Origin of the sequence: Clostridium sp. NSJ-49 (assembly GCF_014287725.1) — a bacterium.
Lineage (GTDB): Bacteria > Bacillota > Clostridia > Clostridiales > Clostridiaceae > Clostridium > Clostridium disporicum_B.
The window spans coordinates 60,891-81,832 of the sequence record NZ_JACOOP010000003.1 but is presented as its reverse complement, the minus strand read 5'-3'; the positions used below and the strand labels follow the sequence as shown (position 1 = coordinate 81,832).

Below are 20,942 nucleotides of genomic sequence, written 5' to 3'. Positions count from 1 at the left end.
TGATAGCTGTTTTTATAGTTATTAAAATGTTAAGTTTTTGATGATATTATGTTAATTTTGATGGAAATAAAAGGAAAACCTGTAGTATTATTTTACTTTACTTTTCTCTTGAAATCAACCTCTCAAAATTCTCATTTAATTTGATATTTGCATTAATCGGGTCAATTTTCTTTATTTCAGCTATTTGTTCTATTATACATTCAATATAATCCGATTTATTCCTTTTTCCTCTATTAGGTACTGGTGCCATATAAGGGCAATCAGTTTCAACTAATAATCTATCAATAGGAATTTCATCCACTACTTCTACTATTTTTTTAGCATTTTTAAATGTAACTACTCCTGTTACTCCTATATAATAACCTAATTTTACACATTCTTTAGCAAATTCTACACTACCTGAAAAACAATGAACTATCCCCTTAACCTCTGGATATTCCTTCATTATATCTAGTGTATCTTTATGTGCATCCCTATCATGAATAACAACTGGAAGTTTTAACTCTCTAGCTAATTCCATCTGTTCTCTAAAGACTCTTTTTTGAGTTTCTCTATCTGGATTCTCTTCCCAATAATAATCTAATCCTATTTCTCCAATAGCTAATATCTTTTTATTAGAATTAGCCTTTTCTATAATCTCAGCTCTAACGTCTTCATTATAATCATAAGCATCACTTGGATGTATCCCTAATGCCCCATATATAAAATCATACTTTAATGTTAATTCATTAGTTGTAGTTAAGCTTTTTCTAGAGCAAGCACAATTTAATACTCCTATAACTCCAGCTTCTTGAATCTGTTTTAATACCTCTTCTCTATCTTCATCAAAAGCCTCATCATCATAGTGAGCATGTGTATCAAAAATCTTATATTTAGGTTCCATAATATATCTCCTTATTTTTCAATTTAAATCATTATTCTTATTATACCAAAGCTCAAAATTTTGATAAGTATATAAACATTAAATTTCAATCTTATATATTCTTATGTGGAACAAGAATAGGAACAATTTCCATTTTTTCCTATACGCGTGTATATGCGTGTACGCGCACCTATAATTACTTATTATTTATTATTCGTTCTTAATATATAATTCTTGTTCCAATTTCCTTTATGGTGTAACACCTCTCATTAATTGAATCTTACATAAAATGAACCTTTATAATCATTTAGATAAACTTCTACCTTTTGTCCTGGTTCTACAAACATTCCTTCAGTAAATTCTTCAGCTGAAATTTTATCTGTTTCTGATTTTAAATTTCCATCTTTATCGTATACCTTCACCACTATATAGCCTTTTTCTCTTTCTCCCTTACACCAAAAGCTATGCTGATTAGATGTAATTGTATATTCTAAAACGTCTGTTGTTCTTTCATTAAATACCCTACCTTGATATCCGCTTGTATCAAAAGTGTTAATCTCTTCAGCGTAGCTTCCAGTAATTCCAGAGAAACTAACGTAGCTTACTACGAACATACCCACAAATAAAATTGCTAATACTACTATTATAGAAACTACTATTATAATAGGTTTATTATTTATTTTTCTTTTACTATTAGCTATTTCATCAGGTAGTTCTGTTGTACAATTAGGACAGAATCTCCACCCCGGTTGAACATTTTGTCCACAGTTAGGACAAAAGTTTCCACACCTTTCCCCACAGTATGGGCATAACTTTAAGTCTTTTGGTACTTCTTTTCCACAGTTATTGCATCTTCTTCTATCGCTTCTACTAACTATTGCATAAACTATAATTCCAACTGGAAATGCTATAAATGCAGCTATAGTCCATAGCCACCAATACTCTTCTCCTCTTTTTCTTGAATCAAGAGCAACCCAAATAGCTTGCCATATAAATAATCCAAAAATTATAGCCATAAAAATCATTGGCATAAACATAATTAACATAAAATTTCTCCCCCTTTTCTAATAAGACTTCTTTCTTTTTATTATAGGTATAATAAGTAACATCATCATTGATACAGAAACAAAATAATATCCTATAATTAATTTAGGTATATTCATAATCCTTTTATCAATAACTGCTATCCTAGGCATAATTATAGCTAAGCATGTTATTAGTGATACAAATACAACTATTAATATAGAAATAAAAATCGCTCTTTTTACTCTCTTTCTTTCACGCTTTTTATCAAACTGTTTATCTACTATAGAAAATATGTCTAACTCTTTTATATATCCTAACTTATCTAAGCTTTCATCATTTAACATATTACTATCATCCATTTATATCACACCTCACTTCCTACTAATTTCTTTTTTAACCTTGATGCAGTATAGAACACTCTAGATTTTACAGTTCCCTCAGAACATTTAAATACCTTAGAGATTTCTTCATAAGAATATCCATAATAATGTTTCAATATAAATGATATTCGTTTTTCATAAGGCATTTTTTTCAACTCTTTAAGCATCTCTTCCACTTGTAGCCTATCTAATATAGTGTCGGTTTCATTATTTTCAATGTGGCTTAACTCTATTTCATAACTATAATCCATTTTTTTATTTTTTCTTATAATATCTCTATAATAATTAATAGATATTGATATTAACCATGATTGAAATTTCGATTTCCCTTTGAACTTATTTATATTAACAACAGCTTTTAAGCAAACTTCTTGAACTATATCTTGAGTTAGATCTTCATTAGCAGTCATTTTCAGGGTAAATCCATATAGAGCTTTATAATTATTCTGAAGCAATATGTTCATGGCATGTTTATTGCCATCTTGAGCTTTTTTGATTAGCTCTATCTCCTCCACTCTTAATACCCCCTTAAATTAACTTTCATTATTAAGACGTAATATCTTCAAAATAGTTCATTTTAATTTCAAAAAATTTTGTTAATATTTTCTTTCCTTTTTTGACACTTAATTGACACAAAGAAAGGGTAATATAATACTTGTAAAGTAGTTAAAGCATTATTATTTACCCCTAAAAAACCACCTTAAATGAAACTCAAAATCTCTGATTTTATTAGTTGAAGTTACATTTCAGTAGAAAGAGTTTCCTTATAAAGAATGGTAACTAGAGCCGACGTCCCCCAACTTAGGCTCTAGTTTTTTTTAATTTCTTTTCTCTTTTAATCTTAAAACTTCATCAATAGCTCTTCTTTTATCAATTCTCTTTAGTTCTAAATCAACCTCTTTTAATATTCCATCTCTTTTTTCTATAAGACTCCATATAGGTTCATTAATACTTAAGGAAGTTCTTATATTTTCACAAATATTAGGCATAAATGGTTCTAATAAATTAGCTATATTAGCTACTATTTGAATATTATTATAGACCTTATTCTTGCAGTAATCAGGATTCTTCTCTGCCATGTCCCATAATAAATTTTCTTTAAAATCTTTATTAGCCTTTCTGCAAAAAGCCATTATATTATTTAACGCACTATTAAAATGCCCCTCTTCAATATCGTCTCCAACGCTAAAATATAAATCTAAAATTTCATTTTTTAAACTTTCCTCTATAATTCCACTTGGTATTCTCGGCCCATAATTTTTTCTTGAGAAAGTTATGACCCTTTGTACATAGTGCGAAAAAGTACTTACCAAATCAAAATTATTTACATTTATATAATCCCTCCATGAAAAATCAGTATCCTTATCTTCTGGAGAGTTTAGCATAAGATAATATCTAAAACTATCTACGTTATAATTCTTTGTAATATAATCAGCCCATAATGCCCAATTCTTAACTGATGAGAATGGTTTTCCTTCTAGTTTTAAATGCTCACTTGATATCATTCTTAAATTAGGATTTTTAATTCCTACTCCACATAAAATAGCTGGGAAAATAACAGTATGGAAAGGTATATTATCTTTTCCGTGAACAAAATAAACCCTTGAATCATCTCCGCTCCAATATTCTTTCCAATCCTCTCCTCTTTCACTTAGACATTTCATACTGGCAGTAAGATATCCCATTACCGCTTCAATCCATACATATATTTTTTTATCTTCATATCCGTCTAACGGTACATCAACGCCCCAATTAAAATCTCTTGTTACAGCTCTATCCCTTAATCCTTCATCAAGATATCTTTTTAATATTTTTTTGGCATTTTCTCTCCATCCATCTTCATTATCAAATATGTACTTTACATCATCCTCAAACTTAGATAAAGCAAAGAATAAATGTTTTGACCCATCTACTATTTCTTCATATATATATCCTTTTTCATATAAATCTAAAATAAATTTTTTTACCTTTTCTTGGTGATATTCAGAATGAGTTTTTTCAAAAATATCAAAAGAAAATCCTAAAGATTTAAAACATTTTTGAAATTCCTTATGATATTTTTCTACAGCTTCTAACGGAGATATCCCCTCTTCTTCTGCTCTATTAGTAACAGGAGTACCATGACAGTCAGTTCCTGATATAAATACAACATTATCTCCCATCATTCTATGATACCTAGCTAAAATGTCCCCAGGTAACCATACAGCAATTCTTCCTAAATGAAGTGGTCCATTAGCATAAGGCCATGCATTTCCTATAATTATATTCATTAAATAACCCCCTTTTATTGCTACAAAGATGAAAAGTTCACCTACAGTGAAAGTGAAAATATTGCTTTAGCAAAACTTTTCACTATAAAATAAGGAGCCTAATGGCTCCTTTGTTTTAAGTGAAACTTCCTCTATCGTCAAATCAATACACTTATAGTGTAACTTCAAAATACCCAATCACAGACTTGAGCTTTTAGTCAAATTCAACTAACTAAATCAAAGATTTAAAATCTAGAGGAAACACCGACTCACATACGTTCGTCTGTGTAAGTTCGACTGGCTAAATCAGAGATTTAGAGTCTTAGAGGAAACACCGACTCACATCCGTTCGTAGGTGTAAGTTCGACTAGCTAAATCAGAGATTTAGAGTCTCACTTATCTTACTTGGCTTCCTGTTGGTAGTTCACCTGGACTTACTAGGTTTAATACACTATCATCGTCTGTAGCTGCAGCAAGTATCATACCTTGAGATAATTCTCCTCTTAATGTTACTGGCTTTAAGTTAGCTACTAAAACAACGTATTTTCCTACTAATTCTTCTGGTTTATAGAATTTAGCTATTCCTGATACTACCTGTCTTTCTTCACCATTTAAATCTACTTTTAATTTTAATAATTTTTTTGCTCCCTTGATTGGTTCACAAGCAGTTACTTTAACTACTCTTAAGTCAAGCTTAGCAAAATCATCTATTGTGATTTCCTCTTTAATTGGAGTTATTTCTCTCTTTTCTTCAACTTTTTGTTGTGCTGCTAATTGTTCTGCTTTTTTCTTTTCAACTACCTCTAATATTGCTTTTACATCTAGTCTTGGGAAAATTGCTTCACCTCTATTAACCTTTGTTCCAGCAGCTGTTCCATCAAATGAATGTAAGCTTTCTAAATCTGTTTTTGAAATATTAACTTGTTCATTGATTTTTGCACTTGTTTCTGGTAAGAATGGTGCAATTAAGCTTGATATAAATCTTATACTTTCACATAAATTATAAAGTACTGTAGCAAGTCTATCCTTTTGAGATTCATCTTTTCCAAGAACCCAAGGAGTAGTTTCATCTATATATTTATTTGTTCTTCTAATTAAGTTCCATATTTGATCTAAAGCATCTGCAATTCTTAAATGCTCCATCTTATCTGCAACTTTTTTAGGAGTTTCAAGCGCTAATGAGATAAGCTCATCATCTACAGCTTCTTTAACCATTGGTACTGGAATTACTCCGTCAAAATACTTTTCAACCATTGTAACTGTTCTAGAAACAAGGTTTCCTAAAGTATTAGCTAAATCTGAGTTAACTCTTTCAGTAACTAATTCCCAAGTGATTGTTCCGTCATTATCGAATGGCATTTCATGAAGAACGAAGTAACGAACTGCATCAACACCAAATAATTCTACTAAATCATCAGCGTATATAACATTACCTTTAGACTTACTCATTTTTCCGTCACCTTGTAATAACCATGGATGACCGAAAATTTGCTTTGGTAATGGAATATCAAGAGCCATTAACATAATTGGCCAGTAAATAGTATGGAATCTTAAAATATCCTTACCTATTAAGTGTAAATCTGCTGGCCAGAATTTTGTATACGCTTCTGCATGATTTCCATCTAAATCATATCCTAAACCAGTTATATAGTTTGAAAGAGCATCAAGCCATACATATACAACGTGTTTATCATCAAAATCAACTGGAATACCCCACTTAAACGATGTTCTTGATACACATAAATCTTGTAATCCTGGTAATAAGAAGTTGTTCATCATTTCATTTTTACGTGATTCTGGTTGAATAAACTCTGGATGAGTGTTTATATGCTCAATTAATCTATCTGTATATTTGCTAAGCTTTAAGAAATATGCTTCTTCTTGAGCTGGTTGAACTTCTCTTCCACAGTCAGGACACTTACCATCAACTAATTGTGATGAAGTAAAGAAAGATTCACATGGTGTACAATATAATCCTTCATAGTGACCTTTATATATATCCCCTTGTTCGTAAAGCTTCTTGAATATTTTTTGAACTTGTTTTTCATGATACTCATCAGTTGTTCTGATAAATTTATCATAAGAAGTATTCATTAAATCCCAAATTCCTTTAATTTCACCTGCTATATTATCAACAAATTCCTTTGGTGTAATACCAGCTTCTTGAGCTTTTAACTCAATTTTTTGACCATGTTCGTCTGTTCCTGTTTGGAATTGAACATCATAGCCTTGTAATCTCTTATATCTTGCTATACTATCAGCTAAAACTACCTCATAAGTATTACCTATATGTGGCTTACCTGAAGTATATGCAATTGCAGTAGTTATATAATATGGTTTTTTAGTCATATTTCTTCCTCCTTTTTTCTAATTAATAATTAAGATATAGGAATTTAAATTTTGATATTTTCGTTAAATATTCACTTCTAATTATTAATTTTTAATTATAAAAAAATCCTCTATATAGGTTAATTACCCATATAGAGGCGTTATATACGCGTTACCACTCTATTTTTACATTTATCTCACAATAAATATCTCACTAGGTGACTATCATCACCGTGCAATATAACGGTTGCTACCGTATTATCCTAATCATAAGACTCAGATAATCTGCTCCAAGACCATCTTCATAAAGTTCAATGACGCTAGCTTTCACCAAATCCTAGCTCTCTTTAGACATATTCCTAAACTACTCTTCTTTTCTATGCATTTATTAATTTTATAATATGCTAAAATGTAAAAACTGTCAATAAGCAAAAATAAAAGCTGTGCCCCCATGCACAGCCTTTATATAGCCCCTATTATTTTCTTATTTTGCTAAAGCGCCTGTTTCAGCTTCTATGTTAGCTTCATCTACCTTCTTACCAAATATTTGTACCCCAACATATACAGCAACTAGTGCTAATGGTAATACTAGATATATAGGTAATCCTAAACCTGCTGGAATATAACCAAATAATATTGTTATTGTTGCAACAAATAATGAATACCATATTTGTGTATTAACGTGATTTATGTGGTTACATCCTGCACCCATTGATGAAAGTATTGTTGTATCTGAAATTGGTGAACAATGATCTCCAAATATTGCTCCTGTTAATACTGCACTTGTAGAAACTACTATAAATGACATTTCAGGATTAATTGAATGTGCAAGAGGTATTGCTAATGGCATTAATATACTCATTGTTCCATATGCAGTTCCAGTTGAGAATGATATTACTGCTCCTAGAACGAATATTAAACTTGGTAATAAAAATGCTGGTATAGCACCTTGTAAAGCTTCAACTAAATAATATGCAGTTCCAAGTTCTTTAATTACTGAACCTAAAGACCAAGCTAATATAAGAATAACTCCTGTAATAATTAGCCCTTTCATTCCATCTACCCAAGTTTCTATAGCTTCACTTAAAGTAAATATCTTTTTACTAACAGCCATAATTATAGTTACAACTGATGCAAATAATGCTGATTGGAATAATGCTACTGAAGCATCTGCTGCTGAGAAAGCTTCCATTATTCCTGCAAATGACATTGGTGAGTTAGTCATTATTTGTTGAAGTGCTACGTTATCTCCACCCATTATTGAGCTATATCCACTATAGTAGAATGCTACTAACGCTGAAATAATTAGTGTCCCTATTGGAATAATTGCATTCCATATGCTAAGCTCTACACCTTCTTTTGGTTCTAATTCATCCATTTGTGAAGATGATGCTGCTATCTCTTCAACAATATCTTTATTTCTCTTTCTTGCAGCTATTTCAGCTTTTCTCATTGGTCCAAATTCTTTTAAAGTAACTGCTGTAATAATTATAAATGCAAGAATTAATATGTTGTAAAATCTATATGGTATAGTTTGAAGGAATACTCCAAATCCACTTGCTTCTACACCTATTTGATTAAACCCTTCACCTATTAAGCTAACTTCTAATCCAATCCAAGTTGATATTATTGCAAGTCCAGCTACTGGCGCTGCAGTTGCATCAATTATAAATGCTAATCTTTCTCTTGAAATCTTCATCTTATCAGCTACTGGTCGCATTATAGGTCCAACTATAAGTGAATTTGCGTAATCATCAAAGAATACGAATAATCCTAATAACCAAGTTATTAATTGAGTGCTTCTTGCAGTCTTTGCTTTTTTTGCTAAAGCTTCTGCTATAGCCTTAGCTCCACCCATTTTACCTACTAGATTAATAACTCCTCCAATTGCCAATACCTGAAGTATTATACCTGCATTCCACGGATCTGCTAAAGAATTTAATGCTCTTGTAACAAAATCTAAGAATGCTTGTATAAGTGCATAAAACACATTATATCCTGTAAGGCTAATTAAAAAACTACCTGATAAAATCCCTATAAATAAAGAAATAACAACGTTCTTAGTAATAAATGCTAATACTATCGCTACTATTGGTGGTATTAAAGTTAATAACCCAAATCTTTCTGCATTTACTGCTGCTGGTTCTAACTCACTGGCAAATGCCATTGTTGTTGATAAAGTAAAAATAATCATTGTTAGTAGGATTACTCTAAATCCCGTCTTTTTCATTTTTGTTTCCCCCTAATTAATATATTTTTTGTGAATAATTAAAGGGTTTTGCTTTTGTGCAATAAAAAGAGCCTTGAGTTAACACTCAAGGCCCTAAAATTGCATTAAAAAATTAGGTCTTCCTCAAATGATAGCTCACCACAAAAACAAGTTTGTGACAGTGATATATATATTATATACATCCCCAGCTATACAACCTTAAAGCATTAGTTGTATGCTTCGGCGATAATTCCTTTCCTATTAACTCACAGTGCTTACCTCATCAATAGTACTCTTAAGTATCGCGCCTCTACCTTTATTTATTCACGATTAATTTATTATAATTATACACATTATATTTGTTCTTGACAATACCATTTTATAACTTTTTTAAGTATATTTATTTAATGTTATTATTATACTTAGCCATAAAAGTTTCTATTTCTTCCACAGTCTTTATCATTCCACTTGTCAAATTTACTACTCCATCTTTCGTTACTAGAATATCGTCTTCTATTCTTATGCCCATATTTTCTTCTTCAATATAAATTCCTGGTTCTACTGTATATACTACACCTTCTTTAAATGTTATATCTCTATGAGGTGTTTCTAAATCATGAGTATCTAGTCCTAAACTATGTCCAATGCTATGAAAATAATACTTACTAACCTCTGATTTTTCTTTTATAAGTCCAAGTTTAATACATTCTTCAGCTATTAGATCAGTAGCTTTTTTATTGATATCTCTAAATGTTTTTCCTGGTTTTATATCATTTATTATTTCTTCGTTAACCTTTAAAACAGCATTATAAACAGCTTTTTGTCTCTCTGTAAATTTTCCGTTTACAGGGAAGGCTCTCGAAATATCTGCATTATAAAAGTTATATTGTGCTCCTAAATCAAACTGAATTAAATCTCCGTCTTTTAATTCTGAATCATTTGCTACATAGTGTAATGTAGCTGCATTTTTTCCTGCAGCTGAAATAGTTTTAAATGCAAAATCCTTTACCCCATTATTTTTACATACAAAATCAAAATATGATTCTAATTGATATTCTTTTATTCCTGCTTTAGAATTTTTCATTAAAGCTTCAATACCTTCGATAGTTATTGATATAGCTTTTTTTATGTTATCAACTTCTTCTTCACTTTTTACTAGTCGTAATTCTCCAAATATACTAAATATATTTTTAATCATTACTTGTGGATATTTAGAAATTATATTCTTAGCAAATTCATTTGCTATACTAGATGTTGAAGAAATATTATCTCTTTCTAAATCTAAGTATAGATTCACTTCTTCTTTTAAGCAAAGCAATCTATGAATCTCTGAATCAAATTGACTTTTAAATTTTACGTCTTCAATACCACTAATTTCAGTAGCTTCATCTTTACGAATACTCTTTCCTATCCATCTCTCTAAATCAGGGTCTATATCTTTTATAAATAATGTACTCTTCTCACTTCCACCTACTTTACTCATTACAAGAATATGATTTTCTTCACTTATCCCTGTTGAATAGTAAAAGTTTCTATTAGGCGTAAATGGATATGCTTCATCTGCAGTCTTTTTAGGCGCATTACCTGCAAATAAAATCACAATTGAATTATATTTTATTTTTTCAAATAATCTTTTTCTATTATTTTTAAAAAAATCTGCCTTCATATACTTTTTCTCCTTTGCGTATTAAATTAACAGCTACAATTAATAAATATTATATCTATAAAAACAAAATTTTTCCATAAACTTTTAAAATATAAGAATTTTTACCATTAATATTGCCATAATAATTGCTGTCATATCAGCCATCACTGCAGCCCAAACTGTATGTCTTACTTTTTTAATTTTAACTGCACCAAAGTATACCGTTACAGTATAAAATATAGTTTCTGTAGTTCCCATTATTACTGATGATACTAACCCTATAAACGTATCTGGTCCATAATTTTTAAGTATATCAGTAAATATCCCCATAGCTCCACTTCCTGACAGAGGTTTTACTAAAACAAGAGGAACTACTTCTTTAGGTAAACCTATTAATCCTGATATAGGAGAGATAAGATTATTTAACATATCTAAAAGCTTAGCTTCCCTAAATATATGAACCGCCAAAATCATAGCTAAAAGATAAGGAAAAATATTCATACATACCTTTAATCCATCTTTTGCACCTTCAACAAACCAATCATAAACCTTTCTTCCCTTAAACATCCCATAAGTTATTATTATAAATACTATTATAGGAATTATACTTTTAGTTATATATTGAAACATACTCTATCCCTCCTTAAAAATATCTCTGAAGAATTTTAGCACATATAACACCTACAATAGCCGCCACCGTGGTTGATATAATCGCAGGTAAAATTATTACCCCAGGATTTGTAGACCCTGCTGCCGCTCTTATAGAAATTACCGTGGATGGTACTAACTGAACACAAGCCGCGTTAAGTACAAGAAATAACGCCATATCATTACTAGCTCTTCCTTTATCTCTATTTAATCTATCCATTTCTTCCATCGCTTTTATCCCAAAAGGTGTAGCAGCATTTCCTAACCCCATCATATTAGCAGTTATATTCATTACAATTGCCCCTAATGCTTTTTCATCCTTTGCTGCTTCCTTAAAAATCACTTTAAGTATCGGTTTCATAAGCTTTGCTAACTTCTCTGTTAATCCACTTTTTTCAGCAACCTTCATTACTCCACACCAAAAGCACATTAATCCAACTAAACTTATAATAAAAGTAACGGTACTATCTATAGAACTAATTATTGTATTAGACATAGCTTCCCCATTGCCAGTAAATATACTAACTAGTATTCCTAGAAAAATCATTATAAACCATATGTAATTTATCATTTACTATCCCCCCAATTTAATTAATAGTTAATAGTTAAGATTTAGTAGTTATTAGCTTTTATAAAACCGTTCCTTATTTTTATTAATAGTGTAAAATAACAAATTAAAAGTTATGAATAAAACTATTCCGTAATTTTTATATTATGTTTTAAATTCAGTTCAGCTGAATTTAAACCTTAACTTTTTACTTTTAATTATTAATTTTATAAACGCGTGGAACTGTTGATTTTTCACTTCTTAACTTTTCTCTTTTAACTGTTAACTATTTAAAATATATGCCTTGCAACGTCTATTTATTAGTGATAGGATAAAGATAAATACTATATTAGTTTTACTTTAAATATAAGGAGATGTACCGATGAAAGAATCAAACTTAAAATTAGCTCAAAGAGACATAGAGGAAGCATTAAAAACGGTTGAAGAAATGGAAGAATTCGTTGATACAATAGATGCCCCAAAAGAAGTTTTAAAGGAAAAATTCTATACTTTAACTCAAAAGGTACAACAATTAGAAGATATATTAAAAAATGAAGGAATATTATAAAATAACATATTTTATTCAAAATAAAAAAAGATAGCTTACCCATAGCTATCTTTTTATTATCTTGTTTACTAAATTATTATTACACCCATTTAACTTATACTCTCATAAAATAACACATACATAGTTGAATTTTTTAACCCATTTTATCTTATTTAGTAAACGTTATCAACCTTATGTATATAGTTTACCATATTTTCTTTATTATTACAATCTTTATAAATAAAAAAAATAAGTCGTATAAAACGACTTATTTACAACTTTCTCTTTGTATTAACTTATAATCTAATACATATTGACCTTCTTCTAAAGGTTTATTATTTAAGATTTTAATTAACATTCTCATAGCTACAGATCCCATATCATAACTTGGTTGATTTACTGTAGTTAATCTTGGATAGAAATATGATGCTACAGCGTTATTATTAAATCCTATAACACTAACGTCATCTGGAGTATTAATTCCCTTTTCTCTTAATCCATTTATAACTCCCATAGCTATTTCATCTGATGCACATACAACCCCTTCAAATTTTTTAGAAAGGCTTAAGAATTTTTCCGCAGCATCACTACCTGTCTTGTATTTAAGATTTTGAAGGTATACTAAATCTTCATCAACTTCTAATCCAGCTTCTTTTAAAGCTTTTTCGTATCCTAAGAATCTATCTCCCCAAGCATTAGCTACCTCTTTCTTTACTCCTACAAAGGCAATATTTTTTATTCCTTTTTCAAGTAAATGCTTAGTTGCTTCATATGAAGCCTCTATGTTATCTATAGTTACGCTTGGTAATCTTCCTTCTCTGTCTTTTGTTTCAACTAAAACAGTTTTTAAATCTAAATCATTAATAATATCTAGAGATTCTTCTTGTAATGAAGAGCTCATGTAGATAACTCCATCTACCATTTTCTCTTTCAATACTCTTAAGTAATCTTTTTCTTTATCGTAGTCAAAGTCTGAGTTACATAATATAACGTTATAATCATATATATTAGCAACATCTTCTGCTCCTCTAACTATTTCAGGATAAAATCCACTTGATATATCTGGAACTAATATTCCTATTGTCTTCGTTCTTTGAGTCTTTAAGCTTCTAGCTACGATATTTGGTCTGTATCCTAATTTTTTTATTGCATCCAATACCTTTTTCTTTGTATCTTCATTTACAACATCTATATCATTAAGTACTCTAGAAACCGTAGCTATTGAAACGCCCGCTTCTCTTGCAACATCTTTAATAGAAGTAGCCATGTCAACATCACTCCATTTTTTTCATTTTAATTATTAATTATACCGTTTTTTCATTAGTTGTACAAGAACATATAAGTATTTTATTAATATAATATAATTTTGAACTAATTTATCTATCTTTATATATTCTTTCAAAAAAAGAAGGGAATTATGAGTTAATTCCCTTCTTTACCATAATATTTTTAAATTATTTAACTACTTCTACTGTCATATTTAATTTTTCACCATTAATAACAGTTTCAGTATAATCATAATCTCCATTAAATACTATTTCTTGAGTTAAAGTTTCTTTCTTTATAGTATCAGCAAACTTTTTGATAACGCCTTCTAGCATTTCATTTCCTGCTACATATAAATTAATCTTATCTGCAACTTCAAATCCTTTATCTTTTCTCATATTTTGAATCTTAGAAATCATTTCTCTTACGTGACCTTCTTCTCTAAGTTCTTCTGAAATATGAGTATCAAGAACAACACCTATTGAACCTTCACCAGCAAATGCATATCCTTCTAAACCTTGCATTGTAACTAATAAGTTTTCCTTATTAAGTTCAATTTCAGTTCCATCAACATTTATAGTTACTGTTTCCCCATTTTGGATAGCTTGAGCTAATTCCATTTGGTTTCTAGCAGCTATTTCTTTTCTGATTCCAGGTATCATCTTACCATAAGCTCTTCCTAATACAGGTAGGTTTGGCTTGATTTCAAAGTTAACATATTTAGAAAGGTCAGCACCAAATTCTACTTCTTTGATATTTAACTCATCAGTTATGATATCTCCGTAGTATTCTGGAAGTGAATCTGTTGAAATAAGCATCTTAGAAAGTGGCTGTCTATTCTTAATGTTAGCACCATTTCTTGCACTTCTTCCAAGCTTAACGATTGTGTAAGCTAAATCCATTTCCTTTTCTAAATCTTTATTTATAGCACTTTCATCAACTTGTGGCCATGAACATAAGTGAATGCTTTCTGGAGCATTATTGTCTAATCCAGTTACTAAGTTTTGATAAATTTCTTCTGTTATAAATGGTACGAATGGAGCTGCAACCTTTATTAAAGTAGTTAATACTCTGTATAAAGTTACATAAGCACCAATCTTATCATCAGTTAATTCTTGAGACCAGTATCTTCCTCTATTTCTTCTTACATACCAGTTTGATAACTCATCTGTGAAATCTTCAATAGCTAAAGCAGCTTGAGTTATTTGGTATGAATCTAACATAGAGTCAACGTCCTTAACTAATGTGTTAAGCTTAGACATAATCCATTTATCCATAACATTTTCTGATACGAAATCAGCATAGTTAAGCGGATTGAATTGGTCTAATTCAGCATATAGAACGTAGAATGAGTAAACATTCCATAATGTTCCCATGAACTTTCTTCCTGCTTCACCAACATCATCAACTGAGAATCTTGTTGGTAACCATGGAGCACTTGCAGTGTAGAAATGCCATCTTGTAGCATCAGCACCTTGAGCATCTAATACTGTGAATGGATCTACAACATTACCCTTAGATTTTGACATCTTTAAGCCCTTCTTATCTAGAACGTGACCTAAGACTATACAGTTTTCAAATGGATTTCTATCAAATATAGCAGTTGAAATTGCTAATAATGTGTAGAACCATCCTCTTGTTTGGTCAACAGCTTCTGATATAAATTGAGCTGGGAAGTTTTCCTCGAATAATTCCTTATTTTCAAATGGGTAGTGTAATTGTGCAAATGGCATTGAACCTGAGTCAAACCAACAGTCAATAACTTCGTTAGTTCTTGTCATTTCTTTTCCACACTTTTCACACTTTAAGTGAACATTGTCTATATAAGGTTTGTGTAATTCGATATCTTCTGGAACATTTATTCCCTTTTCTCTTAATTCTTCGATGCTTCCGATACATTCTTTATGTCCGCATTCACATCCCCAAATTGGAAGTGGAGTTCCCCAATATCTATCTCTTGAAATACCCCAGTCGATAACATTTTCTAAGAACTTACCAAATCTACCTGTTCTTATGTTATCTGGGTACCAGTTAATCTTATTATTGTTTTCTAAAAGCTTATCTCTTAGAGTTGTCATTGCAACAAACCAGCTTTCCTTTGGATAGTAAAGAAGTGGTGTGTCACATCTCCAACAATGTGGATATGAGTGAAGGTGTCTTTCTGATTTAAATAACTTGTTGTTTTCTTCAAGCCATTTACAGATGCTTTCATCACATTTCTTAACGAATTTTCCTGCCCATGGAGTAACTTCTTCTACGAATCTACCTTCTCTGTCAACTAAGTTAATGAAAGTGATTCCATTAGCTTTAGCTACTAAGCTGTCATCTTCACCGTAAGCTGGAGCTATATGAACTATACCAGTACCATCTGATAAAGTAACGTAATCACCGTGAATTACTTCAAATGCTTTACCTTCAACTTTACCGAAAGGCATTAATTGTTCATACTTAGTTCCTAAAAGTTCAGTTCCAGGGAATTCTCTAACTATTTCATAATCTTCGCCTAAAACTTTCGCTGCTAAATCTTTAGCTAATATTAATGTTTCTTCTCCAACTTTTGCTTCTACATAAGTGTATGCTTTGTTTATACATAAAGCTAAGTTTGAAGGTAATGTCCAAGGAGTTGTTGTCCAAGCTAAGATATACTTATTCTCTTCTCCTTCAACTTTAAATTTAGCTATACAAGTTAAGTCCTTAACGTCTTTATATCCTTGAGCAACTTCGTGAGATGATAATGCAGTTCCACATCTTGGGCAGTATGGCATTACTTTGTGTCCTTCATATAAAAGACCTTTATCCCACATTTGTTTTAATGCCCACCAAACTGATTCGATGTATGGGTTATGATAAGTTACATATGGATTTTCCATATCAACCCAATAACCGATTTGGTTAGTCATCTTTTCCCACATACTTACGTAAGTAAATACGCTTTCTTTACATTCTTTAACGAATTTTTCAACTCCGTACTCTTCTATTTGTTCTTTACCTGAAATTCCAAGCTTCTTTTCGATTTCAAGTTCAACTGGAAGTCCGTGAGTATCCCAACCAGCTTTTCTTATAACCTTATATCCCTTCATAACCTTGTATCTTGGGATTATATCCTTCATAACTCTTGTTAAAACGTGTCCTACGTGAGGTCTACCGTTTGCTGTTGGAGGTCCATCATAGAAAGTGAAATATTCACCATCTTGGTTCATATCAAAATTCTTTTTTATGACATTTCTTGCAGTCCAAAGATTTGCAACTTCTTTTTCTAAGCCAACAAAACCATTTGGAAGTTCTACTTTTTTGTACATATTGCTTCTCCCTTCTCTTAATGTAATTACTTATTTTGCTTTAAATTGAAATAATAAATATTTTTACATTATCCTTAGTATCAACATCTTTAGTATCAACCTTTAAATAAGAAAAATTACTTAAATTAAATATATATAATTTTTATATAATAAAAAAACTCCATCCAAAAGGACGAAGTGTTATTCGCTATACCACCTATGGTTATTAAGCTCACATTATATATAAAACGAGCCATATCTTCAGATACTATCATATCCTATCCTTTAACGCAGGATTACGGGATAGCTTAATTGTCAAACTTTCAGCCTCCAACTCATAGGTGATTTTCTTAAAGCATTTCTATGATTTCACACCAACCAATCACTCTCTTAAAGAAAAAACTTAAATACTTTTCCTAATCATAGTTTTTAACGGTTCTATTATATATTATGAAAAGTTCATTGTCAATTACATCCAAAAACTGTTTTATTTTATAATATTAGTTTTAATAAAATACTTTACTATCAAAAGACGAATAATAATAGCATACTTAGTATAAAGTTTGCATTAATAATCATTATTAATTAATATTGACTTTTGTTTTTTCTATTATTATAATTAAATCATAGATTATTATATTAGTTCTCTAATAAGATGGTTCTTAATATTTAGGAGTGGATACACTATGGAAAACAATAATTTAAATCAAGAGATTCTTGATAAGATAACTAAGGTTTGTGTATGTAAAGCTATTTCTAGAGCAACAATTAAAGACGTAATAGCTAAAGGAGCTCATACTGTTGATGATGTTGTAAAAGTAACTGGTGCTTGTACTGGTGGCTGCAAAGGCTTTAGATGCAAAGATAAAATTCAAACTTTAATAAACGATCATTTAAATAGTAATTAACATTAACTTTAATATACATATCCCCAAATATGTAGAATATCCTATAATTTATATTGTAGGATATTTTTTTGCAACTAAAATGAACTAGCAATATAAAATATTACTAGTTCATCTACAGTAGCATAGGTATTGAGTTATCTTTACCCATCCTTGCTACATTAATAGTATGTGATTTTTTCTTTTAATTATACATAAGTGAAATCTAAGTTTTCGATTCACTCATACAAACTTGACTAAAAGTCCAAATTTTAATTTGGTTACTTGAAGTTACACTGTAAGTGTACATCTACTAAATATATATTGGTAGTATTTTTCACTACTTATTATTTTTCTGTTCTTCTATTTTTTGAGCTAAATCATTTAAATATTCCCATCTTTCATATTTATGTTCTAATTCAGCTTCAACCTCTTCTTTTTCCTTCATCAATTCTTGAAGTTTTCCAAAATCTCTAGAGTTTTTTTCCATTAATATATCTATTTCAGATATTTTATTTTCTAAGTTTTCTATATCTTCATCAATAGTTTCAAATTCTCTTTCTTCTTTATAAGTAAATTTTAACTTTTTCTCTTTTACTCTTTCTTTTTTCTCAGATAAATCTTTAGGCTTCTCTGAAGCTTTTTCTTGTTTATTTATAGCTTCCTCATATTCTTTAGTTAATAGGTAATCGCTATAGTTTCCTGTGTATATTCTTATATTACCATTACCTTCATAAGCAAAAATTTTATTACATATTCTATCTAAGAAATATCTATCATGGGATACAGTTATAACTACTCCACCGAAGTCATCAAGATAATCTTCTAATCTCTTAAGAGTTTCTATATCTAAATCGTTAGTAGGCTCATCTAATAAAAGTACATTAGGGGAATCCATAAGAACTCTTAAAAGATGAAGTCTTCTTCTTTCTCCACCTGATAACTTTCCAATTGGAGTCCATTGTAAAGTTCCATCAAATAAGAACTTTTCACACATTTGAGATGCAGTTATTCTTTCTCCTGTAGCTGTTTGTAAATACTCTGCTACTTCTTTTATATACTCAATAGCTCTCATATCTGGATTCATGTGCTCATCATCTTGAGAGAAGCAAGCTATTCTAACTGTTTCCCCTTTTACGATTTCTCCACTATCAGGTTTTAATTTCTCTTCTAACATTTTAATTAATGTAGATTTACCTACACCATTTTCACCAACTATACCTATTCTATCTTGTCTAGTCACAATATAGCTAAAATCTTTTATTAACTGCTTATCGCCAAAGCTCTTAGATATATTTTCAATTTCAATTATCTTCTTACCAAGTCTACTTCCCATAACTGATATTTCAACATTTTCAGATTGTTCATATACCTTTCGATTAACAAGTTCATCAAATCTATCTAATCTTGCTTTTTGTTTAGTTGTTCTAGCCTTTGCACCTCTTCTAACCCACGCAAGCTCTTTTCTTATAAGGTTTTGTCTCTTTTCTTCTGATGCTTGCTCAATTTCCATTCTCTCCATCTTCTTTTCCAAGAAAACAGAGTAATTACCTTCATAGCTAAACAGTCTTCCTTGGTCCAATTCTAAAATTCTGTTTGTAACTCTATCTAAGAAATATCTATCGTGAGTTATCATTAATAAAGCACCTTTTCTGCTATTTAAATATTCTTCTAACCAGTTTATAGTTTCATTATCTAAGTGGTTAGTAGGCTCATCTAGTATTAATAATTCACATGGAGTTATTAATGCAGAAGCAAGCATTACTCTCTTCTTTTGTCCCCCAGAAAGAGTACTTACTTTTGCTTCAAAATCATTTATTCCAAGCTTAGTTAATACAACTTTTGCTTCACTTTCTAGTCCCCAAAGATTTAAAGCATCTATTTTTCCTTGAAGCTTTATTAACTTATTATTTAAATCTTCATTAGAAGGATTTTTACTTATTTCTTCTAATACTTCTTCATAATCTCTTAATAAACTCATTTCTTCAGAGTTTCCTCTAAATACTTGCTCTATAACTGTTGCATTTTCATCATAGTTAGGACTTTGTGAAAGATATTCTATTCTTACTCTATTTCCTTTAGTTACAGTTCCTGAATCTGGCTCTTCAACACCTGCAATTATTTTTAAAAATGTTGATTTCCCAGTACCATTCACTCCTATGATACCTATTTTTTCACCTTCATTTATTCCTAATGATATATTATCTACTAATATTTTTTCCGAATAACTTTTACTTATATTTTCTAATGTAATTAAATTCATAAAATCATCCTCTTCATTTTCGAATCTTATGTTCTTATTATAATATAACTACTAGTTTTATTAAATGTTATGTATAATAAAATAATACTAAATAAAAATCAAAGGAGTCATTTATGGATAAAAATAAAATGATAAAGAATACTAAAGACTTCGTAAAAGAAAAGCTATACGGTGAAGGTGGTGGCCATGATTGGTTTCATATAGAAAGAGTTTATAATTTAGCTAAATTTATTGGTGAAAAAGAAAATGCTGACCTTTTTATAGTCGAAATGACTGCATTATTACATGATATTGATGATTGGAAATTTTCAGATGGTACTGAAACTAATACTACTGTTACAGAAAACTTTTTAAATTCTATAGATGTATCTAAAGATGATATAAATAAAATTATATCTATTATTAAAACTATGTCCTTTAAAGGTGGTGTAGTAGATTCTACTCAAATTTCTATTGAAGGTAAGGTCGTTCAAGATGCTGATAGACTAGATGCCATTGGTGCTATTGGAATAGCTAGAACTTTTGCTTATGGTGGTAGTAAAGGAAGACCTATTTATGACCCATCTGTAGCTCCAATCAACTTTGAAAGTTTAGAACAAGTTAAAAACCTAGAAAATCATACTGTAAATCATTTTTACGAAAAACTATTAAAGCTAAAAGACCTAATGAATACAAAAACAGCTAAAGAAATAGCTAAAAAAAGACATGAATTTATGGAAAGCTTTTTAGATGAGTTTTATTCTGAGTGGAATTTTCCTGGGAAATAATATTAGGCAATAATTGTTGCAGTTATTATAGTTAATAATATTC

16 protein-coding genes, 1 riboswitch and 2 other annotated features are annotated in these 20,942 nt (G+C 30.0%); of the genes, 3 read left to right on the top strand and 13 right to left on the bottom strand.

Annotated features, from left to right (window positions below):
• Positions 1 to 97: 97 nt before the first annotated feature.
• The 10 genes from H8S10_RS01730 to H8S10_RS01685 all read right to left on the bottom strand — a co-directional run bounded on the left by H8S10_RS01730 (position 98) and on the right by H8S10_RS01685 (position 11,918).
• A complete protein-coding gene (locus tag H8S10_RS01730; RefSeq protein WP_186837749.1) occupies positions 98 to 883 on the bottom strand; it encodes a TatD family hydrolase in 786 nt (261 codons plus the stop codon).
• Positions 884 to 1,131: 248 nt separating this feature from the next.
• A complete protein-coding gene (locus H8S10_RS01725; RefSeq protein WP_186837748.1) occupies positions 1,132 to 1,908 on the bottom strand; it encodes a zinc ribbon domain-containing protein in 777 nt (258 codons plus the stop codon).
• 18 nt (positions 1,909 to 1,926) lie between these two features.
• The gene (locus tag H8S10_RS01720; protein ID WP_055265115.1) at positions 1,927 to 2,247 is read right to left on the bottom strand and encodes a hypothetical protein; all 321 of its coding nucleotides are present in this window, start codon (positions 2,245 to 2,247) and stop codon (positions 1,927 to 1,929) included.
• A 5-nt stretch (positions 2,248 to 2,252) separates the two neighbouring features.
• The gene (locus H8S10_RS01715; protein WP_186837747.1) at positions 2,253 to 2,783 is read right to left on the bottom strand and encodes a sigma-70 family RNA polymerase sigma factor; all 531 of its coding nucleotides are present in this window, start codon (positions 2,781 to 2,783) and stop codon (positions 2,253 to 2,255) included.
• 303 nt (positions 2,784 to 3,086) lie between these two features.
• A complete protein-coding gene (locus tag H8S10_RS01710) occupies positions 3,087 to 4,538 on the bottom strand; it encodes a class I tRNA ligase family protein (protein WP_186837746.1) in 1,452 nt (483 codons plus the stop codon).
• A 375-nt stretch (positions 4,539 to 4,913) separates the two neighbouring features.
• Positions 4,914 to 6,866 (bottom strand): methionine--tRNA ligase, encoded by a 1,953-nt coding sequence (gene metG / locus H8S10_RS01705; protein WP_055265121.1) that lies wholly within the window; start codon positions 6,864 to 6,866, stop codon positions 4,914 to 4,916.
• Positions 6,867 to 6,996: 130 nt separating this feature from the next.
• Positions 6,997 to 7,234: a binding site (T-box leader), on the bottom strand.
• 95 nt (positions 7,235 to 7,329) lie between these two features.
• On the bottom strand, positions 7,330 to 9,075 hold the full coding sequence (locus tag H8S10_RS01700) for a Na+/H+ antiporter NhaC family protein (RefSeq protein WP_055265123.1): 1,746 nt from the start codon (positions 9,073 to 9,075) through the stop codon (positions 7,330 to 7,332).
• Positions 9,076 to 9,198: 123 nt separating this feature from the next.
• Positions 9,199 to 9,375, bottom strand: a riboswitch (Lysine riboswitch).
• Between the two features lie 79 nt (positions 9,376 to 9,454).
• The gene (locus H8S10_RS01695; protein WP_186837745.1) at positions 9,455 to 10,720 is read right to left on the bottom strand and encodes an aminopeptidase P family protein; all 1,266 of its coding nucleotides are present in this window, start codon (positions 10,718 to 10,720) and stop codon (positions 9,455 to 9,457) included.
• Between the two features lie 84 nt (positions 10,721 to 10,804).
• The gene (locus H8S10_RS01690; protein WP_055265127.1) at positions 10,805 to 11,329 is read right to left on the bottom strand and encodes a nucleoside recognition domain-containing protein; all 525 of its coding nucleotides are present in this window, start codon (positions 11,327 to 11,329) and stop codon (positions 10,805 to 10,807) included.
• A 13-nt stretch (positions 11,330 to 11,342) separates the two neighbouring features.
• Positions 11,343 to 11,918: a nucleoside recognition domain-containing protein gene (locus H8S10_RS01685; protein ID WP_055265129.1), complete on the bottom strand. Its 576-nt coding sequence runs from the start codon at positions 11,916 to 11,918 to the stop codon at positions 11,343 to 11,345.
• Between the two features lie 358 nt (positions 11,919 to 12,276).
• Between H8S10_RS01685 and H8S10_RS01680 the strand changes: the two genes are divergently transcribed.
• Entirely contained in the window at positions 12,277 to 12,462 is a 186-nt protein-coding gene (locus H8S10_RS01680; RefSeq protein WP_055265131.1) for a hypothetical protein, read from the top strand.
• A 247-nt stretch (positions 12,463 to 12,709) separates the two neighbouring features.
• Here H8S10_RS01680 and H8S10_RS01675 read toward each other — a convergent pair whose 3' ends face one another.
• Together H8S10_RS01675 and ileS are read right to left on the bottom strand one after the other, a co-directional pair.
• On the bottom strand, positions 12,710 to 13,708 hold the full coding sequence (locus H8S10_RS01675) for a LacI family DNA-binding transcriptional regulator (protein ID WP_055265132.1): 999 nt from the start codon (positions 13,706 to 13,708) through the stop codon (positions 12,710 to 12,712).
• A 187-nt stretch (positions 13,709 to 13,895) separates the two neighbouring features.
• Complete coding sequence (gene ileS / locus H8S10_RS01670) at positions 13,896 to 17,006, bottom strand: isoleucine--tRNA ligase (RefSeq protein ID WP_186837744.1); 3,111 nt, start codon at positions 17,004 to 17,006, stop codon at positions 13,896 to 13,898.
• 165 nt (positions 17,007 to 17,171) lie between these two features.
• Positions 17,172 to 17,418, bottom strand: a binding site (T-box leader).
• 253 nt (positions 17,419 to 17,671) lie between these two features.
• Between ileS and H8S10_RS01665 the strand changes: the two genes are divergently transcribed.
• Positions 17,672 to 17,893, top strand: a complete 222-nt coding sequence (locus H8S10_RS01665) for a (2Fe-2S)-binding protein (RefSeq protein ID WP_055265136.1) — start codon at positions 17,672 to 17,674, stop codon at positions 17,891 to 17,893.
• 316 nt (positions 17,894 to 18,209) lie between these two features.
• Here the strand turns inward: H8S10_RS01665 and H8S10_RS01660 are convergent, their stop codons facing one another.
• Entirely contained in the window at positions 18,210 to 20,132 is a 1,923-nt protein-coding gene (locus tag H8S10_RS01660; protein WP_055265138.1) for an ABC-F family ATP-binding cassette domain-containing protein, read from the bottom strand.
• A 113-nt stretch (positions 20,133 to 20,245) separates the two neighbouring features.
• On the opposite strand from H8S10_RS01660, the gene H8S10_RS01655 reads away from it, so the two are divergent.
• A complete protein-coding gene (locus tag H8S10_RS01655) occupies positions 20,246 to 20,899 on the top strand; it encodes an HD domain-containing protein (RefSeq protein WP_186837743.1) in 654 nt (217 codons plus the stop codon).
• Positions 20,900 to 20,942: the final 43 nt, after the last annotated feature.